This window comes from Klebsiella sp. JN_Kp122 (assembly GCF_040062085.1).
Taxonomy (GTDB): domain Bacteria; phylum Pseudomonadota; class Gammaproteobacteria; order Enterobacterales; family Enterobacteriaceae; genus Klebsiella; species Klebsiella aerogenes.
Genome location: NZ_JBEAHW010000029.1, coordinates 13,672 through 30,479, shown reverse-complemented (window position 1 = coordinate 30,479; position 16,808 = coordinate 13,672). Strand labels below are relative to the sequence as shown.

Annotated in this window: 17 protein-coding genes; 8 read left to right on the top strand and 9 right to left on the bottom strand. The window is 56.5% G+C overall.

Annotation, left to right across the window (positions count from 1 at the left end):
• Positions 1–37 precede the first annotated feature (37 nt).
• A complete protein-coding gene (gene nirD / locus ABLU78_RS13055) occupies positions 38–364 on the bottom strand; it encodes a nitrite reductase small subunit NirD (RefSeq protein ID WP_015369393.1) in 327 nt (108 codons plus the stop codon).
• A complete protein-coding gene (nirB, locus tag ABLU78_RS13050) occupies positions 361–2,904 on the bottom strand; it encodes a nitrite reductase large subunit NirB (RefSeq protein ID WP_015369394.1) in 2,544 nt (847 codons plus the stop codon). Before nirB ends, nirD begins: the two co-directional genes overlap by 4 nt.
• Before the next feature lie 215 nt (positions 2,905–3,119).
• Between nirB and ABLU78_RS13045 the strand changes: the two genes are divergently transcribed.
• Positions 3,120–4,442 carry a cytosine deaminase gene (locus ABLU78_RS13045; protein ID WP_045361162.1) on the top strand — a complete coding sequence of 441 codons (1,323 nt, stop codon included), beginning with the start codon at positions 3,120–3,122 and terminating at the stop codon, positions 4,440–4,442.
• On the opposite strand, the gene tsgA is transcribed toward ABLU78_RS13045, so the two are convergent.
• Positions 4,439–5,617 carry an MFS transporter TsgA gene (gene tsgA, locus ABLU78_RS13040; protein WP_015369396.1) on the bottom strand — a complete coding sequence of 393 codons (1,179 nt, stop codon included), beginning with the start codon at positions 5,615–5,617 and terminating at the stop codon, positions 4,439–4,441. The genes ABLU78_RS13045 and tsgA overlap by 4 nt on opposite strands.
• A 277-nt stretch (positions 5,618–5,894) precedes the next feature.
• Here tsgA and ppiA point away from each other — a divergent pair, with 277 nt between their 5' ends.
• From ppiA to ABLU78_RS13015, 5 genes are all read left to right on the top strand, one after another.
• A complete protein-coding gene (gene ppiA, locus ABLU78_RS13035; protein WP_015369397.1) occupies positions 5,895–6,464 on the top strand; it encodes a peptidylprolyl isomerase A in 570 nt (189 codons plus the stop codon).
• Positions 6,465–6,570: 106 nt separating this feature from the next.
• Complete coding sequence (locus ABLU78_RS13030) at positions 6,571–6,738, top strand: YhfG family protein (RefSeq protein ID WP_064506480.1); 168 nt, start codon at positions 6,571–6,573, stop codon at positions 6,736–6,738.
• Positions 6,728–7,330 carry a putative adenosine monophosphate-protein transferase Fic gene (locus ABLU78_RS13025; protein ID WP_015369399.1) on the top strand — a complete coding sequence of 201 codons (603 nt, stop codon included), beginning with the start codon at positions 6,728–6,730 and terminating at the stop codon, positions 7,328–7,330. The genes ABLU78_RS13030 and ABLU78_RS13025 overlap by 11 nt, the downstream gene beginning before the upstream one ends.
• Positions 7,331–7,362: 32 nt before the next feature.
• The gene (pabA, locus tag ABLU78_RS13020) at positions 7,363–7,926 is read left to right on the top strand and encodes an aminodeoxychorismate synthase component 2 (protein WP_015369400.1); all 564 of its coding nucleotides are present in this window, start codon (positions 7,363–7,365) and stop codon (positions 7,924–7,926) included.
• Positions 7,927–8,015: 89 nt separating this feature from the next.
• On the top strand, positions 8,016–9,236 hold the full coding sequence (locus tag ABLU78_RS13015; protein WP_015369401.1) for an aspartate aminotransferase family protein: 1,221 nt from the start codon (positions 8,016–8,018) through the stop codon (positions 9,234–9,236).
• On the opposite strand, the gene ABLU78_RS13010 is transcribed toward ABLU78_RS13015, so the two are convergent.
• Together ABLU78_RS13010 and crp are read right to left on the bottom strand one after the other, a co-directional pair.
• Positions 9,226–11,304, bottom strand: coding sequence for a YccS/YhfK family putative transporter (locus ABLU78_RS13010; RefSeq protein WP_048230005.1), 2,079 nt, complete (start codon positions 11,302–11,304; stop codon positions 9,226–9,228). The two genes, ABLU78_RS13015 and ABLU78_RS13010, sit on opposite strands and share 11 nt — an antisense overlap.
• A gap of 50 nt (positions 11,305–11,354) precedes the next feature.
• Positions 11,355–11,987: a cAMP-activated global transcriptional regulator CRP gene (gene crp, locus ABLU78_RS13005; protein WP_000242758.1), complete on the bottom strand. Its 633-nt coding sequence runs from the start codon at positions 11,985–11,987 to the stop codon at positions 11,355–11,357.
• 305 nt (positions 11,988–12,292) lie between these two features.
• Between crp and ABLU78_RS13000 the strand changes: the two genes are divergently transcribed.
• Entirely contained in the window at positions 12,293–12,697 is a 405-nt protein-coding gene (locus ABLU78_RS13000; RefSeq protein WP_015703648.1) for an OsmC family protein, read from the top strand.
• A 62-nt stretch (positions 12,698–12,759) separates the two neighbouring features.
• Here ABLU78_RS13000 and ABLU78_RS12995 read toward each other — a convergent pair whose 3' ends face one another.
• From ABLU78_RS12995 to ABLU78_RS12980, 4 genes are all read right to left on the bottom strand, one after another.
• A complete protein-coding gene (locus tag ABLU78_RS12995; protein WP_015369404.1) occupies positions 12,760–13,629 on the bottom strand; it encodes a phosphoribulokinase in 870 nt (289 codons plus the stop codon).
• Between the two features lie 72 nt (positions 13,630–13,701).
• Positions 13,702–13,920: a YheU family protein gene (locus tag ABLU78_RS12990; RefSeq protein WP_015369405.1), complete on the bottom strand. Its 219-nt coding sequence runs from the start codon at positions 13,918–13,920 to the stop codon at positions 13,702–13,704.
• A complete protein-coding gene (locus ABLU78_RS12985) occupies positions 13,917–14,939 on the bottom strand; it encodes a hydrolase (RefSeq protein WP_015703647.1) in 1,023 nt (340 codons plus the stop codon). The genes ABLU78_RS12990 and ABLU78_RS12985 overlap by 4 nt, the downstream gene beginning before the upstream one ends.
• Before the next feature lie 80 nt (positions 14,940–15,019).
• Positions 15,020–15,739: an NUDIX domain-containing protein gene (locus ABLU78_RS12980; protein ID WP_047043185.1), complete on the bottom strand. Its 720-nt coding sequence runs from the start codon at positions 15,737–15,739 to the stop codon at positions 15,020–15,022.
• Between the two features lie 197 nt (positions 15,740–15,936).
• Between ABLU78_RS12980 and prs the strand changes: the two genes are divergently transcribed.
• Positions 15,937–16,806 (top strand): ribose-phosphate diphosphokinase, encoded by an 870-nt coding sequence (prs, locus tag ABLU78_RS12975; protein ID WP_032715190.1) that lies wholly within the window; start codon positions 15,937–15,939, stop codon positions 16,804–16,806.
• The last annotated feature ends 2 nt before the right edge of the window (positions 16,807–16,808 follow it).

Genomic DNA, 16,808 nt, shown 5'->3' with positions numbered 1-16,808 from the left:
ATGGTTCCCCCCGCGGCGCGGAGGGAACCTTGCGGCATCAGGCTTTCAGCTGCACTTTGCCATCTTTAACACGGGCTTCGTAGTGGGCGATGGAGTGGCTCTCATCTTCCATGCACAGCCCGTCGCTGAGGCGGAAGCGCTGCTTTTTCAGCGGGCTGGCAACCCACAGCGCGCCGTCATGCTCAGCGATAATCCCGCGGGACAGCACGCTGGCATTGAAGAACGGATCGATATTGCTGATGGCGAACACTCTGTCGTCATGGTACGGACGGAAGATAGCTACCTGCTGTTGCCCCAGCAGCGCACAGACGCCGGTCGCCGGCAGGATGTCGTCAATTTTGCAGATGTTTACCCACTGGCTCATACGTTTTCCTCCACCAGCGTGACCGGGATGCGCTCATAGGGCGTGGCCGGGCGATGCTGGTCACGTTCCGGCACCACCTGAACGTTCGGGTCGCGCTGATCGCTGTTGATAAAGTGTTTGAAGCGCGTCTGCGCCGCCGGGTTATTGACGGTCTCGGTCCATTCGCAGGCAAAAGCGGCGCGCAGGCGAGCCAGCTCTTCTTCAAGGTGATCGTTCAGGCCCAGCTTATCGTCGATGATGACGCTGCGCAGATAGTCGATACCGCCTTCCATGTTGTCCAGCCACGGCGCGGTACGGGTCAGCTTATCGGCGGTGCGGATGTAGAACATCATAAAGCGGTCGAGATATTTGATGAGCGTATCGCGATCGAGGTCCGCGGCCAGCAGATCGGCGTGGCGTGGTTTCATCCCGCCGTTACCGCACACGTACAGGTTCCAGCCTTTCTCGGTGGCGATGATCCCAACGTCTTTACCCTGCGCTTCCGCGCATTCACGGGTACAACCGGAGACGCCGAACTTCATTTTGTGCGGGGTACGGATACCTTTATAGCGGTTTTCCAGTTCTACGCCGAAGCCGACGCTATCGCCGACGCCGTAGCGGCACCAGGTACTGCCGACGCAGGTTTTCGCCATACGTAACGCTTTGGCGTAGGCATGGCCGGTTTCGAAGCCGGCTTCAATCAGTTGACGCCAGATTTCCGGCAGGTCGTCTTTTTGCGCGCCGAACAGGCCGATACGCTGGGAGCCGGTGATTTTGGTATACAGATTAAATTCGCGCGCGATGCGACCGACGGCAACCAGGCCTTCTGGCGTAATTTCGCCGCCTGCGGAGCGCGGGATAACCGAGTAGGTGCCATCTTTCTGGATGTTGGCGAGGAAGTTATCGTTGGTGTCCTGCAGCGGCGTGTGCTGTGGTTTGAGGATGTACTCATTCCAGCAGGAGGCCAGCAGGGAACCGACGGTCGGCTTACAGACTTCACAGCCGTAGCCCTGACCATGTTTTTCCAGCAGTTCGTCGAAGGTTTTGATGCCTTCGACGCGGATCAGGTGGAACAGCTCCTGGCGAGAGTAGGCGAAGTGCTCACACAGATTGTTGTTCACTTCGATACCCTGTTTCGCCAGCTCGGCGTTGAGCACCTGCGTCACCAGCGGAATACAGCCGCCGCAGCCGGTTCCGGCTTTGGTTTCCGCTTTCAGCGCCGCCACGGTGTGGCAGCCTTTATTGATAGCGGCGATCAGGTCGCCTTTGCTGACGTCGAAGCAGGAACAAATCTGCGCGCTGTCCGGCAGTTTATCCACGCCGATGGACGGCTTGCCGCTGCCGGCGTGGGCCGGGAGGATCAGCGAATCCGGGTTTTCCGGCAGCTCGATGGCATTCAGCACCAGCTGCAGCAGGTTGCCGTAATCGCTGGTGTCGCCGACCAGTACCGCGCCGAGCAGGGTTTTGTTATCTTCGCTGACAATGAGCCGTTTGTAGACCTCTTTGCTTTCGTCGAGATAGACGTAGCTACGCGCGCCCGGCGTGCGCCCGTGGGCGTCACCGATACCGCCAACGTCAACGCCGAGCAGCTTCAGCTTGGCGCTGAGGTCGGCGCCGGTGAACAGATTGTCGTTGCCGAGGATATGGTCAACGGTAACCTGCGCCATTTTGTAGCCCGGGGCGACAAGACCGTATACGCGGTTATTCCAGCTGGCGCATTCGCCGATAGCGTAGATATCCGGATCGGAGGTCTGGCAGCTATCGTTGACCATGATGCCGCCGCGTTGGGCGACGGCGAGACCGCACTGGGTAGCCAGCTTGTCGCGCGGACGGATACCGGTAGAGAAGACGATGAAATCGACCTGCAGTTCGCTACCGTCGGCGAAGCGCATCGTTTTGCGTGCCTCGGTGCCCTGCTGAACGATCTCTTTGGTGTTTTTGCTGGTATGAACTTTCACACCCATGCTTTCAATCTTACGCTTCAGCTGCTCGCCGCCCATCTGGTCGAGCTGCTCGGCCATTAGCATCGGCGCAAACTCGATCACGTGGGTTTCCACGCCGAGATTTTTCAGCGCGCCAGCCGCTTCCAGGCCGAGCAGACCACCGCCGACCACCGCGCCGCGTTTGCTGCGACGGGCGCAGGATTCGATGGCGTTAAGATCTTCAATAGTACGATAGACGAAGCAATCCTGGGTTTCCGCGCCTTTAATCGGCGGGATCCACGGGTATGAGCCAGTCGCCATAATCAGCTTGTCGTAGAAAACGGTACGGCCAGCGCTGGAGTGGATCACCTTTTCCTGACGGTTGATGGTAATCGCGCGTTCGCCGACCAGTACCTTGACGCCGTGTTTCTCATAGAAACCTTCGCGTACCAGCGACAGCTCTTCCGCAGTGTGATGGGAGAAGTAAGACGACAGGTGGACACGGTCATAGGCGATACGCGGCTCTTCACAGAACACGGTAATGTCGAATTGTCCGGCAGGCGCCTTATCAAGAAGCTCTTCGATAAAGCGATGGCCGACCATGCCGTTACCGATAATAGCGATTCTGACTTTGCTCATTTTTGCCTCGATTTCTTTTCTATTACCGCCTACCTTAACGATTCAGCTACTACACTCATTGATACAAATCAATTTAGAACTTACCTACCACTTAATGAGTATATTCATGATTTATAATGATTTTTATAAGTTGCGGAAAAATCAGGCTTTTCCGTTTTGTTCTTTTTATGTACAAAGACAGCGGAAGAAATAAGCAATATTCAGGGGAGCAAACTATGTCGACAACGCCGCTGTGGTTAATTCAGAACGTCCATCTGCCGAAGAGGGAAGGGTTGTGGCAGATTGCGATTGATAAAGGGCGATTCGGCGACATTACGCCGATGGGAGAGGCGCGCAGCGAAAGCTACGAAGTGCTTAACGCCCGCGGCGGATTGGCCATCCCGCCGTTTATCGAACCGCACATTCATCTCGATACCACGCAGACGGCGGGAGAACCGAACTGGAACCAGTCCGGAACGTTGTTCGAAGGGATTGAGCGTTGGGCCGAGCGTAAAGCGCTGCTAAGCCATGAGGATGTGAAAGCCCGCGCGTGGAAAACCCTGCGCTGGCAAATCGCTAACGGCATCCAGTTTGTCCGCACCCATGTCGATGTTTCCGACCCAACGTTGACCGCGCTGAAAGCGATGCTGGAAGTCAAACAAGAGGTAGCGCCGTGGGTCGATTTGCAGATAGTCGCCTTCCCCCAGGAGGGGATTTTATCCTACCCCAATGGTGAGAGTTTGCTGGAGGAGGCGTTACGGCTGGGCGCCGATGTGGTTGGGGCGATCCCGCATTTCGAATTTACCCGTGAATATGGTGTGGAATCACTGCATATCGCTTTCCGTCTGGCGCAGAAATACCAGCGTCCGCTGGATATCCACTGCGATGAAATTGACGATGAACAGTCGCGCTTTGTCGAAACGGTCGCCGCGCTGGCATTAAAAGAGGGAATCGGCCCCCGGGTGACCGCGAGTCATACGACCGCGATGCACTCCTACAATGGCGCTTATACCTCGCGGCTGTTCCGCCTGTTAAAACTCTCGGGCATTAACTTCGTCGCCAACCCGCTGGTCAATATTCATCTGCAGGGGCGCTTTGATGACTACCCGAAGCGGCGCGGCGTGACGCGGGTCAAGGAGCTGATGGCGGCCGGCATTAATGTCTGTTTTGGCCACGATGATGTGTTCGACCCATGGTATCCGTTGGGAACCGGCAACATGCTACAGGTACTGCATATGGGGCTACACGTTTGCCAGTTGATGGGCTATCAGCAGATTAACGACAGTCTGCAGCTGATTACCCACAACAGCGCCAGAACCTTTGGGCTCAACGATTACGGCATTGCTACCGGCAACCCGGCCAATCTGGTGATCTTGCCGGCGGAAAACGGTTTTGAAGCCGTACGCTGCCAGGTGCCGGTACGGTGGTCAATTCGTCAGGGAAGGGTCATTGCGACTACGCAGCTGGCGCAGACGTGGATACAGACCGATAAAGGTGGCGAGGAGTTGTTTTTTACCAAAAATAGCCCCTTTGCCGAAGCAAAGGGGCCTAAGGCTTAGTGCGCCGACGCGTTCTGACGGTGGCGGGAAACGAAGCCAAGGAGCAGACACATCACGAATACCACGGCATAGAGGCCGTTCGCGGTGTGCAGCGCGGCCAGCGGGCCGCTGGCCGCGACGATCGGCCCGGTCACCACGAAGGTCAGCATGGTGCCGATAGTGCCGCAGGTCAGAATGAAGTTCACCAGCTTCGGTGAAGCGACTTTAGTCTGCTGCGAGCCCAGAGTAATGATCGAGGTATAGATGGCGCTGGAGAAGAAGCCAAGGGTCAGGATGAACCACGGCATATGCTCCGGCGAACCGTTAATGAACAGATACATCAGGACTGTCGCCAGGCCCGCCAGCACGGTCAGGATGCGCTGCAGGTCGAAGAAGCGCAGGATGAAGCTGAACGACCACATGCCGATCATATAGGACATCCAGAAATCGCTGACCAACTTACCGGCGTCGCCGAGGCTCATGCCGAGGCCTTTGGCATATTCCGGTACCCAGGAGATAAAGCCCAACTGGCCGAGGATGTAGCATAGCGCGGCGATGGAAAGGAACAGCACGCCGATGCCCCATTTCTCTTTCACTACCGGCTGGCTGTTTTCCGCCAGCGCTTTGTTGCCAAGCACCGGGAACTCACAGCCGAAAGTCAGCACGAAAATAGCAACGTAGACCAGGCCGATACAGGCGTAAACCCAGTACCACTCGATGCTGCGCGCTAGCAGAACGGCGGCGACCATCGGGAAGATCATCCCCGCCATGCTGAAGAAGGAGTCGGTGAACAGCAGACGCGCGCCGCGCTGGCGGCCTTCATACATGTGGGTAATCAGGAAAGTACCGATCGACATGGTGATCCCGCTGACCAGACCGAGCACGAACATCGACGCGGAGAACAGCGTCAGGCTGTGGCCGAACATCAGCCCGGCGATAGCTAACAGCATCAGGATAAAGCCGAAGCGCAGCTGGGTTTTCAGCGGCACGATCTCCATCAGCCAGGCATTCAGGAAGATAGAAATCAGAATACCGGCATTGAGGAAGGTAAAGGTGTTACTCATACTGGACACCGGCAGATGGAAATAATCCGCGATGTTCCCCATCACCATCCCGGTGACGATCACCAACGCGCCGGTCAGGGCGTAGGAGAAAAAGCTGATCCATGTGAGCTTGATACGATTGCTGTTAGTCATGACAGGCCTGTGAATAGATAGGTAAAGCGCGTTGACGCTGCGCCGGGCGCACAGATTTTATTCATTCAAGTGATGAAGGCAAACGTTTATATTGAAATGTAGAGCTTATTGCATGGTTTTGTGTGACATTGATCACATTAATAAGATTGCTCACCCCTGAGTCAGTTCGTAACAAGTGTTTCAGCTAAGTAAAATTAGGTAAAAGGCTAGCCCGCTATGCAAAGGCTCTTTAGAATCAAGGCACTTGCTTTTTACTCTGCTCCGTTAAGGAATTTCCATGCTCAAATCCACTCTGGCGGCGATGGCTGCCGTATTCGCCATTTCAGCATTCTCCCCCGCCATGGCGGCCAAGGGCGACCCGCACGTACTGCTGACCACTTCTGCTGGCAACATCGAGTTGGAGCTGAATAGCCAGAAGGCGCCGATTTCTGTCGATAACTTCCTGAAGTACGTGAACAGCGGTTTCTATAACAACACGACCTTCCACCGGGTGATCCCAGGCTTTATGGTGCAGGGCGGCGGCTTTAACGAGCAGATGCAGCAAAAGCAGCCGAACCCGCCGATTAAAAACGAAGCCGACAACGGCCTGCGTAATACCCGCGGGACAATCGCCATGGCGCGTACCGCCGATCAGGACAGCGCGACCAGCCAGTTCTTCATCAACGTGGCTGATAACGCTTTCCTCGACCACGGGCAGCGTGATTTTGGCTACGCGGTATTTGGTAAAGTGGTGAAGGGAATGGACGTCGCCGACAAAATTTCTCAGGTTCCGACCCACAACGTCGGCCCATACCAAAATGTTCCGTCCAAACCGGTCGTTATTCTCTCGGCGAAAGTGCTGCCGTAATCTTCTTCAGGCGCGGGCGGTCCGCCTGCGTCCAGCTTGCCTCTCTGCGTAACCTGAAATTGCTGCTTATACTTGTGGCACACAGGGGACGACAAGGGAGGCGACCATGCGTTTACTCACCGATAAACAAAAATCCCGGCTCTGGGAACAGACCCGCAATGCCAATTTTCAGGCCAGCCGACGCCTTGAAGGCGCGACGGTACCGCTCATTACCTTGACGGCTGAGGAAGCGCTGGCGCGTCTTGCCGAGCTGAGGAGGCGTCATGAGCGCTAAATATGGCGACGATCGCGACCCCTATCTCTATCCGACGCTGGATGTGTTGCGTAATCGGCTGGGTATTCGTCAGGCACAGCGGCTGGAACAAACGGCCTGGGAATTCACTTCCCTGCGCGCGGCGACGATCCCGTTGGGCCCGCGCGGCCGCGGCTTACCGCATCTGTGCGCCATTCACCGGCAACTTTATCAGGATCTCTTTGACTGGGCGGGCAAACTGCGGGAAATCGATATCTACCAGGGCGATACGCCGTTTTGCCACTTCGCGTGGATAGAGAAAGAGGGTAACGCGCTGATGCGCAAGCTGGAAGAAGAGGACTATCTGTGTGAACAACCCCGGGAGACGTTCGTCGAGCGCCTGAGCTGGTACTACGGCGAAATCAATGTCCTGCACCCGTTCCGTCTTGGCAACGGCCTGACGCAAAGGATCTTCTTCGAACAGTTGGCCATTCACGCCGGCTACCTGCTTGACTGGCGGGGCATCGATCCGGATGCGTGGAGTCAGGCTAACCAGCTGGGCGCGATGGGCGACCCGGAACCGCTGGAGCGGATCTTTCGTAAAGTGGTAAGCGAAGCGCGGGAATCTGAGTAGAATAGCCCGGTTTTGTTTTTTCCGGAGCCGCTATGATCCTGCTAATCGATAACTATGACTCTTTCACCTGGAATCTGTACCAGTACTTTTGCGAACTGGGGGCGGAGGTGCTGGTTAAGCGTAACGATGAGTTAACGCTGGCAGAGATAGCGTCGCTGGCGCCGGAGAAAATCGTTATTTCGCCGGGCCCCTGCACGCCCGATGAGTCAGGTATTTCGCTGGACGTTATCCGCCGTTATGCCGGAAAAACCCCGCTGCTCGGCGTGTGTCTGGGTCATCAGGCTATCGCCCAGGTCTTCGGCGCCGCCATCGTACGCGCCGCTCAGGTCATGCATGGTAAAACGTCGCTTATTGAGCACAACGGCGAGGGCGTTTTTAAGGGGTTAAACAACCCGCTCACCGTTACGCGTTACCATTCATTAGTTATCGACCCGCCAACCCTTCCCGCGGATTTTATCGTTACCGCCCGCAGCGCCAGCGGTGAAATCATGGGTATCCGCCATCGCCAGTGGGATCTCGAAGGCGTGCAGTTCCACCCGGAGAGTATTCTTAGCGAACAGGGACACCAACTGCTGGAAAACTTCCTTAAACGCTGATTTGTAGTTGCCATGGGTTGATTTATTATGCATATTTTGTGATTAAAACATCGCAATCATTGCACGTTACACAGAAGGATGGGCATCACATGGCAACAGAGCAACCGGCAATCACCCGCGCCACATTCGATGAAGTCATTCTGCCGATTTATGCACCGGCGGAGTTTATTCCGGTGAAGGGGAAAGGCAGCCGCGTTTGGGATCAGCAGGGCAAAGAGTACGTTGATTTTGCCGGCGGGATTGCGGTGACCGCGCTGGGCCACTGCCACCCGGCGCTGGTGGCGGCGCTGCACGAGCAGGGCGAAACCCTGTGGCACACCAGCAACGTTTTTACCAACGAGCCGGCGCTGCGCCTGGGTCGCCAACTGGTGGACGCTACTTTTGCCGAACGCGTGGTGTTTATGAACTCCGGTACGGAAGCCAATGAAACGGCGTTCAAGCTGGCGCGTCATTACGCAATCACTCGCCATAGCCCGTACAAAACCAAAATCATCGCTTTCCATAATGCCTTCCACGGACGGTCGCTGTTCACCGTCTCGGTTGGTGGTCAGCCGAAATACTCTGACGGTTTCGGGCCGAAACCGGCAGATATCGTGCATGTCCCATTTAACGATCTCGAGGCGGTGAAAGCGGTGATCGATGACCATACCTGCGCGGTGGTGGTTGAGCCGATTCAGGGCGAGGGCGGGGTGATGGCGGCGACGCCGGCGTTCCTGCAGGGGCTGCGCGAACTGTGCGACCAGTATCAGGCACTGCTGGTATTTGATGAAGTGCAGTGCGGTATGGGCCGTACCGGTTCGCTGTTCGCCTATATGCATTACGGCGTGACCCCGGATATCCTGACCAGCGCGAAAGCGCTCGGCGGCGGTTTCCCGATTAGCGCGATGTTGACCACCAATGAAATTGCCAGCGCCTTCCATGCCGGTTCCCATGGCTCCACCTACGGCGGCAATCCGCTGGCCTGCGCGGTGGCGACCGCGGCTTTCAACCTGATTAACACGCCGCAGGTGCTGGAGGGCGTGAATGCCAAACGGGCGCTGTTTGTCGAACACCTGCAGCAGATCGATGCGCAGTTTGATCTGTTCAGCGACATCCGCGGCATGGGGTTGTTAATCGGCGCCGCGCTTAAGCCGCAGCATCATGGACGCGCGCGCGATTTCCTCTATGCCGCGGCGGAGGCCGGGGTGATGGTGTTAAACGCCGGGCCGGACGTAATGCGCTTTGTGCCGTCGCTGGTGATTGATGATAGCGATATCGCCGAAGGGATGGCGCGCTTTGCGCAGGCGGTTAAAAACGTGCTTAGCGCCTAGTCGTGCGTAGCCAGATGCCGTGATGCGGACGCTGACGCCATGCCACCGACGAAATGGTGTGCATGGTGTTCAGATGGCCGAGGATCCGCTGCAGATGCTGCTCAAGGGTGCTGAGCGGCCCACGCAACACTTCCCCGTCCTGGGATTCCATAATATTTACATCGCCCGCGCTGCCCGGCCCGTCTGAATCCAGACGCTGCTGACAGCGCTGCAGCGCAATTTCACAAGATTCCAGATACCGCTGCGCCAGGTCAGGCGTTAGCATCGTATGCTCGCGCGCCAGCGTGGTCATGGCGTTGATATGCTCAACGATAAACTGGCTATGGGTTACCCACAGCTTCATATCTTCCAGATAGTGCGAGTTAAAACCCGGTTCCTGCATCGCCTGGTTAAGCGAGTTATACAGGGCGTTGTGCGCCTGGTTGACGCGCATACGCTGGTAGGCCAACGCCGGGGCCTGCGGATCGGCGCTAAGTATCAGCCGAATAGCCTCCTGATCGGCCTCCAGGGCATCGTGGGCGTTTTTACGTAGCAGGCCGCTCTGCCATTGCGGCCATAGCCAGACCATCCCGCCAAAGGCGATCAGACAGCCAATGATGGTATCGATAAAGCGGGCGACGATGAACTGCTCGCCGTTAAGCGTTAGCAACTGCAGGGTATATACCGCGGTGACGGTAAAGCCCACCATCGCCCAGCCGTAGTGTTTACGAATGATGAGATAGCTCAGCAGCGTGATGAACAACATACCGCTTAACGTATAACTCTCCGGTACGTGGAAGTGTAGGGTCAGCCAGGCGATCACCAGGCCCGCCAGGGTGCCTGCCGCCCGGTGGACAATCCGCACGCGGGTGGCGCCGTAACCGTTTTGCGTCACGAACAGCACGGTCATCAGGATCCAGTAATGCTTCGGCAGGTGCAGGGCGCTGCCCATCAGGCTGGCGATGCTCAACATTACGCTGATGCGCGCGGCGTTGCGCAGCGCCGGGGATTTCAATGACAGGTAGTTCTTCAGGGCCGGTAGCAGCGGCAGGCGTCGTTCTTTGTCCGCCATCAGGTTACGTGCGTACAGCGGGCGCTGAGTACGTAGCACGCGGGCGATACGACTGAAGTGCCAGGCGCAGAACTGGCCAACCGGGTTATCGGGATGCTGATAGGCGATTTTTTCCAGCGCACCGATTTGCTTATCCATCTGAAAGCGGCGCGGGTAGCGGTGGTAGAGAATATCATCCGCCAGCACCCGCAGACGCGCGGCGACGGTCTGCGCGTTCCAGCGGATGACCGCTTCCGCATGGCTGCGCTCCACCAGTTTTTGCACCTCTTCCGGCTGGTGCAGGCTCACTGAAATATGTTCCTGCAGATCCAGCCCAACCTGGAACGCGCGCAGCAGTCGCTTATGATCGCTACGCTGGTTGGCGGCTAACATATGCATTTGCTGATAGCACTGGGTAATTAAATCGACCACCTTCTGCTGGCGGGTAAGCAGCGGCGGCAGGGAGGTCGTCGGGTCAGTGTGCTGCGTCAGGAGGCTATATTTGGCCTCGCAATAATTAGCCAGTTCGCGGTAAAGCAGGCTTAACGACTCGCGCAGCGGCTGCTCTCGCCAGAGCCAAAACCAGAACCAGTTAAAGAGTCCGTACCACAAGGTTCCCAGCGCATAGATAAGCAGCGGCTCCCAGATGGGCATATTGCCGGCCAGGCTTAAGGTAAAAATGGCGGCGATAAGCGATGCCGGCAACAGGCGAGCGTGTAGCGAGCTGATTTCCGCCGTCACGCCGAGAATCAGCGCCAGCGCGCTGAGGATAAGCGGCAACGGGATGTCGCGCGCCAGAAGCAATTGCACAATCAGGCTGCTGCCGGCAAACAGGCAGCCGCCAACGATCAGGCGTTTGAAAAAACGTTTATGCGGGGTGTCGAGACCGGCAATATTGCAACAGGCGGGAACTAAAGAGAACAGCAGCCCTTGCTGCAGATGGCCGAGCAGAAGCCCGATGGCCACAGGTAGACACAGCACCAGCGTTTGCCGCAGTGCATAGTTGACTTCCGGGTGGTAAATCAGCCTGCGCCACATGGGAGAAACAAAAACGGCGTACTGCGCGGAGCAATACGCCGTTTAGCGACTTAACGGGTACCGTAGACGACGATAGTTTTACCGTGTGCCGAGATCAGGTTTTGATCTTCCAGCATCTTCAGAATACGGCCGACGGTTTCACGAGAGCAACCGACGATCTGGCCAATTTCCTGGCGGGTGATTTTGATCTGCATCCCGTCCGGGTGAGTCATGGCATCAGGCTGTTTCGCCAGATTCAGTAAGGTCTGAGCGATACGGCCCGTCACGTCGAGGAAAGCAAGGTTACCGACTTTCTCGGAAGTGACCTGCAGACGACGCGCCATCTGCGAAGAAAGGCGCATCAGGATGTCCGGGTTCACCTGGATTAACTGACGGAATTTTTTGTAAGAGATCTCGGCCACTTCACATGCGGTTTTCGCACGTACCCAGGCACTACGTTCCTGACCTTCTTCAAACAGGCCTAATTCACCGATGAAATCGCCCTGGTTGAGGTAAGAGAGGATCATCTCTTTACCTTCTTCATCCTTGATGAGTACAGCCACGGAGCCTTTTACGATGTAGTAAAGCGTTTCCGCTTTCTCACCCTGGTGAATCAGCGTGCTCTTTGATGGGTACTTATGAATGTGGCAATGAGACAAGAACCATTCAAGGGTAGGGTCTGTTTGCGGTTTGCCAAGCACCATGCGCGGTTATCCTCTGTTATAAGCTATCTCCGGACGCCGACACTACACGGCATCCGGGCATGCAATCGTATTTTTTCCCTATGCCTGGGAAGCTGGCTGCTCAATTTATGCAGCCTGTAATGTGAACTCCTCAGCATACATGCGGTACATCAATGTATTACTGTAGCATCCAGACTGTTTTAGCATAGCTTTCACCGCATGTCTCCTGGTGTCTCGCTTCAGCATGACCCAGGTCGCCTTCCGTTGCGAGATTTGTTATGTGCGCGTAATCTGTCAGGAAAATTGCAACAGCGGAGTTAAATTTTATGCAAGCGCGTGTGAAATGGGTGGAAGGTCTAACCTTCATCGGTGAGTCGGCCTCCGGCCACCAGATTTTAATGGATGGCAACTCCGGGGACAAAGCGCCCAGCCCGATGGAGATGGTGTTAATGGCGGCGGGCGGCTGTAGCGCAATTGACGTGGTGTCTATCCTGCAAAAAGGGCGTCAAAACGTCACTAACTGCGAAGTGAAGCTGACCTCCGAACGCCGTGAAGAGGCGCCGCGCCTGTTCACTCATATCAATCTGCACTTTATCGTCACCGGTAAAGAGCTGAAGGATGCGGCGGTGTCCCGTGCGGTGGATTTATCCGCGGAGAAGTACTGCTCGGTGGCGTTGATGCTGGAAAAGGCGGTCAACATCACCCACTCTTACGAAGTCATCGAAGCCTGAGGCGAATTGACGTAGCGGGACACTAACCCCGGCAGCACGGCGACCGGGGTTTTATTTTGCCCTTAACTAATGGTTTTGCCTTCCATCAAGCGCTCGACCAGCGGCGCCATAATGAGCTCCATCGCCAGCCCCATCTTACCGCCCGGCACCACCAGGGTGTTCATATGCGAGATAAACGACCCCTGTAGCATCGCCAACAGCCAGGGATAATCAATCCCCTGCAAATTGCGGAAGTGAATCACCACGAAGCTTTCGTCGAGCGATGGAATACCTTTGGCGGCAAACGGATTCGAGGTATCGACCGTCGGCACGCGCTGGAAGTTGATATGGGTACGTGAGAACTGGGGGGTGATGAAATTGATGTAGTCCTCCATCGAACGCACCACTGAGTCCATCACCGCTTCGCGCGAATGGCCTCGTTCGCTGGTATCGCGAATGAGCTTCTGAATCCATTCGAGGTTGACGATCGGCACCACGCCGACCAGCAGGTCGACATGTTTCGCCACGTCATGCTGCGGCGTCACCACGCCGCCGTGCAGCCCCTCATAAAACAGCACGTCGGTCGGTTCAGGCAGCGGCTGCCACGGGGTAAAGGTGCCGGGAACCTGATTCCAGGGAACCGCTTCATCATAGGTATGGAGATATTTTCGCGACTGGCCCTTGCCGAATTCGCCGTACTCTAAAAAGGTGCGTTCAAGCAGGCTGAAGTCGTTGGCTTCCGGGCCGAAGTAGCTGATGTGTTTGCCCTGATCGCGCGCTTTGCGGATCGCCATGTCCATTTCCGGGCGAGTATAGCGATGGAAGCTATCCCCTTCGACCTCCGCGGCATGCAGGTTCAGCTGCGAGAAAATTTTGCGAAACGCGAGGCTGGTGGTGGTGGTGCCCGCGCCGCTGGAGCCCGTGACTGCGATCACTGGATGTTTGGCAGACATAACAACTCCCTGATTAAGTGATGGTGTGTCGCCGTATCGCGCCAGGCTCTCGCGGTTAGAGGGGCATGGCGCTTAGCCGTTAAACATCTTGCGGGGCATGATGTTGACCGTCTCGTGCAGTTCTGACCACACCAGTACGGCCTCCCCGGTTTTAAGCTGCTGTTTTACATCGGCGACTTTATCGGCAAGCGAACGTTCATGTTCACCATAATCGGTGCCTTCGCGCAACACAAAGCTTTCAATCAGATTATCCAGCGTTTCGGGATCGAGATCCTGCCAGGGAATAATCATGCTTGTCCTCCCAGCCAGCGGGTTAACCAATCCGGAATACGTTGCTCCAGCCACATTTGCGGTTTTCGCAGCGTACCGCCGACAAAGCCAACGTGGCCGCCTTGTTCCGTGAGCTGATATTCGACGTTAGCCGGCAGCTGTTCCTGCGGCGGTATTGAATGATGGTCCATAAATGGATCGTCTTTTGCGTGAATGATCAGCGTCGGCTTGGTGATATCGCTTAAGCGCGGCATCGCGCTGCACTGTCGGTAATAGTCTAGCGCATCGGCGAAACCGTGGATTTTGGCGGTGATCATGTCGTCGAATTCGCGGATGCGGCGCATGCTTTTGAGCTGGCGAAGATCCACCGGCAGCGAGCCTGGATAGGCTTTCAGCTTGCGCGAGGCGTTGGCTTTCAGCAGGTTGAGCAGGTAACGCTGATAGACGCGCGAAAATCCTTTATCCATATGGTAGCTGCAGGCTTCCAGCATAAAGGGCGCCGAGACAATCACGGCCGCATCGAGCGGAATATTGTCGCCTTCTTTCGCCAGCAGACAGCCCAGCATGTTGCCGCCAAGCGAATAGCCTACCGCCGCCGTCGGCGCGGCGCCGAATTCACGCCGCAACCAGTGCAGGAACCAGGTGCCGTCTTCCGTTTCGCCAGAGTGATAAATACGACTGTTGCGATTCGGCTCGCCGCTGCAGCCGCGAAAATGCATCACCACCCCGAGCCAGCCGCGCTGCATGGCGGCGTGAATTAAACCGTGGGCGTAAGGGCTATGCAGGCTGCCTTCCAGACCGTGAAAAACCACCAGCCGCGGTTTGTGGCGCGCGCCAGCAGGGTCTTCGCTCCAGGCCAGATCGACGAAATCGCCATCCGGCAGCTCAAGACGCTGCCAGTGCGGCGTAAATCGGAGCTTGCGGCGGATGATCCGCGGCAGCATGGTTTGCAGATGACGATTGCCCACGCCGCGCATCGGATGGAATTCGCGCGAATCGTTATCGGGGGGCGTCACTGCTGTCGGGGTTATTTCAACCATAGTACCAGGATTATTAAGAAACTTTTAGAACACTATACCGCGCATAAAAGTGGGCGGTTAGCCAATATGTGGTCTTGCGGCTAATCGGCAAGCAGATTGCGCGAGAAGAGGTGGATATCCGCACCGGGCTTGAGCCGCCACAATCGCGCCTTTCGCGCCCCTGTCGCCAGCGTTTCTCCGGTTTCTTCGAACATGCCGGAGGCCTCAAAACGGCGGATTAGGCTTTTACGCTGAATCGGCTGGCCGAGGATGATTTCGGTCGCTTCCTGCAACTGACCGTGGGTAAAGGTATCCCCCAAACAGTAAACAGGCAATAACGAATACATCGTTTTCTGGCGCAGGCGCTCCAGCGCGGCGCTGACTATCTGCCGATGATCGAAGGCAAGGTGATACTCATCAAGCTGCTGGACCGGCACCCAGCGGGCGTCGCTGACGCTGGCGATATGCGGCTGACAATCGACCCAGGCGATTAGCGCGAACCAGGCAACGGTCAGGCTCCAACCGCGCGGATCGCGGTCCGGTCCGGAAAAGGTACCGAACTGCTCCAGCCATGACGGGGAAATGCCGGTTTTTTCCGTCAGCTTCCGCAGCGCCGTAGTGCGGGTGGACTCATCGTGGGCCATATCGATAAATCCGCCGGGCAGCCCCCATGCGCCTTGCTGTGGCGGATTCGCGCGTTCAACCAACAGTACGCACAGCGCTCCCTGATGAAGGGTAAACAGCACGCTGTCGACGGTCACCAGCGGTGAAGGAAAACGGCTGGCGTCGTAGTGGTTGAGGTAATCGGCGTCGGTGGTCATAACATGCTCGCTGCGCAATAAGAACGCCGACAAGTGTACCAGCCCCCTTCAGAGCGGCAAGTGGCTATTTTTTCCTTCTATCTTTCAACGGGTTAATTCTTTTTCATCGCGGAACGATATTTAATGCTTGCATGAATAGTGTCTTAAGGACATTATCAATTGTGTCCAAGAGACATAATTTAGGCGAGGAGGCCATCATGAGCGAAAAATTCACACTTTTGCTGGACGATACAGCGGTAACCCTTGCCAGCGGCGTCTTCCCTGATGGCGCAGGCTGGCTGAAAGTGACCGGTGAGCTGCCGGCCTCCGCCGCGTTAATGCGCATTCGGGCGGTCGCGCTACGTGATATGAATGATTTTATGCTGCTGGCCCAGTTGGTGGAGGCCGTTCGCCATGTGACCGATGTCGCCTTCAGCCATCTGGAGCTGCCATGGCTGCCGTGGGCGCGCCAGGATCGCCATATGGTGCCAGGCGACAGCTTTGCGCTGAAAGTTTTTGCACAGCAGCTGAATACACTGGGATTCGACAAAATTGTAGTCCTCGACCCGCATAGTGAGGCCGCGGCGGCGGCGGTAAACAACCTGGTCGCGATTAGCCAACAACAGTGCCTGCTGCAGAACTCCCATCTGCGACGTGCCATCGCCGCCGGGGAGTTAATGCTGGTGGCGCCGGATGCTGGAGCGTTAAAGAAAATTCAGTATGTCGCTAAAGCCTGTGGCGCCAGCGAGTTTGCGATCCTCAGTAAGGAGCGAGATGTCGCTAGCGGCGCGTTAACAGGCTTTTCGCTGCTGGCCGGAGAGGTGGCGGGTAAAGCGGTACTGATCGTTGATGATCTTTGCGATGCCGGTGGAACGTTTATCGGCTCGGCGCAGGTCCTGCGTGACGCCGGCGCGCGTAGCGTTAGCCTGTACGTGACGCATGGCGTCTTTTCTAAAGGCATTACGCATCTATTGAATAATGGCATCGATGCTATTTACTCCACCACCTCTTATGCCTCTGCGGCTTTAGTCCATCCACAGCTGGAACTGATTGATATTGATACCATTTACCGCGCTTATTGGGGATAACA

Bases quoted from the DNA above. Each gene is read 5' to 3' on its own strand.
- nirD (WP_015369393.1), bottom strand. From the start codon at position 364: ATGAGCCAGTGGGTAAACATCTGCAAAATTGACGACATCCTGCCGGCG.
- ABLU78_RS13000 (WP_015703648.1), top strand. From the start codon at position 12,293: ATGCAAGCGCGTGTGAAATGGGTGGAAGGTCTAACCTTCATCGGTGAG.
- ppiA (WP_015369397.1), top strand. From the start codon at position 5,895: ATGCTCAAATCCACTCTGGCGGCGATGGCTGCCGTATTCGCCATTTCA.
- ABLU78_RS13010 (WP_048230005.1), bottom strand. From the start codon at position 11,304: ATGTGGCGCAGGCTGATTTACCACCCGGAAGTCAACTATGCACTGCGG.
- nirB (WP_015369394.1), bottom strand. From the start codon at position 2,904: ATGAGCAAAGTCAGAATCGCTATTATCGGTAACGGCATGGTCGGCCAT.
- crp (WP_000242758.1), bottom strand. From the start codon at position 11,987: ATGGTGCTTGGCAAACCGCAAACAGACCCTACCCTTGAATGGTTCTTG.
- ABLU78_RS12980 (WP_047043185.1), bottom strand. From the start codon at position 15,739: ATGACCACCGACGCCGATTACCTCAACCACTACGACGCCAGCCGTTTT.
- ABLU78_RS12990 (WP_015369405.1), bottom strand. From the start codon at position 13,920: ATGATTATTCCCTGGCAGGATCTCGATCCCGAAACGCTGGATAATCTG.
- ABLU78_RS13025 (WP_015369399.1), top strand. From the start codon at position 6,728: ATGAGCGCTAAATATGGCGACGATCGCGACCCCTATCTCTATCCGACG.
- ABLU78_RS13045 (WP_045361162.1), top strand. From the start codon at position 3,120: ATGTCGACAACGCCGCTGTGGTTAATTCAGAACGTCCATCTGCCGAAG.
- ABLU78_RS13030 (WP_064506480.1), top strand. From the start codon at position 6,571: ATGCGTTTACTCACCGATAAACAAAAATCCCGGCTCTGGGAACAGACC.
- ABLU78_RS12995 (WP_015369404.1), bottom strand. From the start codon at position 13,629: ATGTCTGCCAAACATCCAGTGATCGCAGTCACGGGCTCCAGCGGCGCG.
- prs (WP_032715190.1), top strand. From the start codon at position 15,937: ATGAGCGAAAAATTCACACTTTTGCTGGACGATACAGCGGTAACCCTT.
- ABLU78_RS13015 (WP_015369401.1), top strand. From the start codon at position 8,016: ATGGCAACAGAGCAACCGGCAATCACCCGCGCCACATTCGATGAAGTC.
- tsgA (WP_015369396.1), bottom strand. From the start codon at position 5,617: ATGACTAACAGCAATCGTATCAAGCTCACATGGATCAGCTTTTTCTCC.
- ABLU78_RS12985 (WP_015703647.1), bottom strand. From the start codon at position 14,939: ATGGTTGAAATAACCCCGACAGCAGTGACGCCCCCCGATAACGATTCG.
- pabA (WP_015369400.1), top strand. From the start codon at position 7,363: ATGATCCTGCTAATCGATAACTATGACTCTTTCACCTGGAATCTGTAC.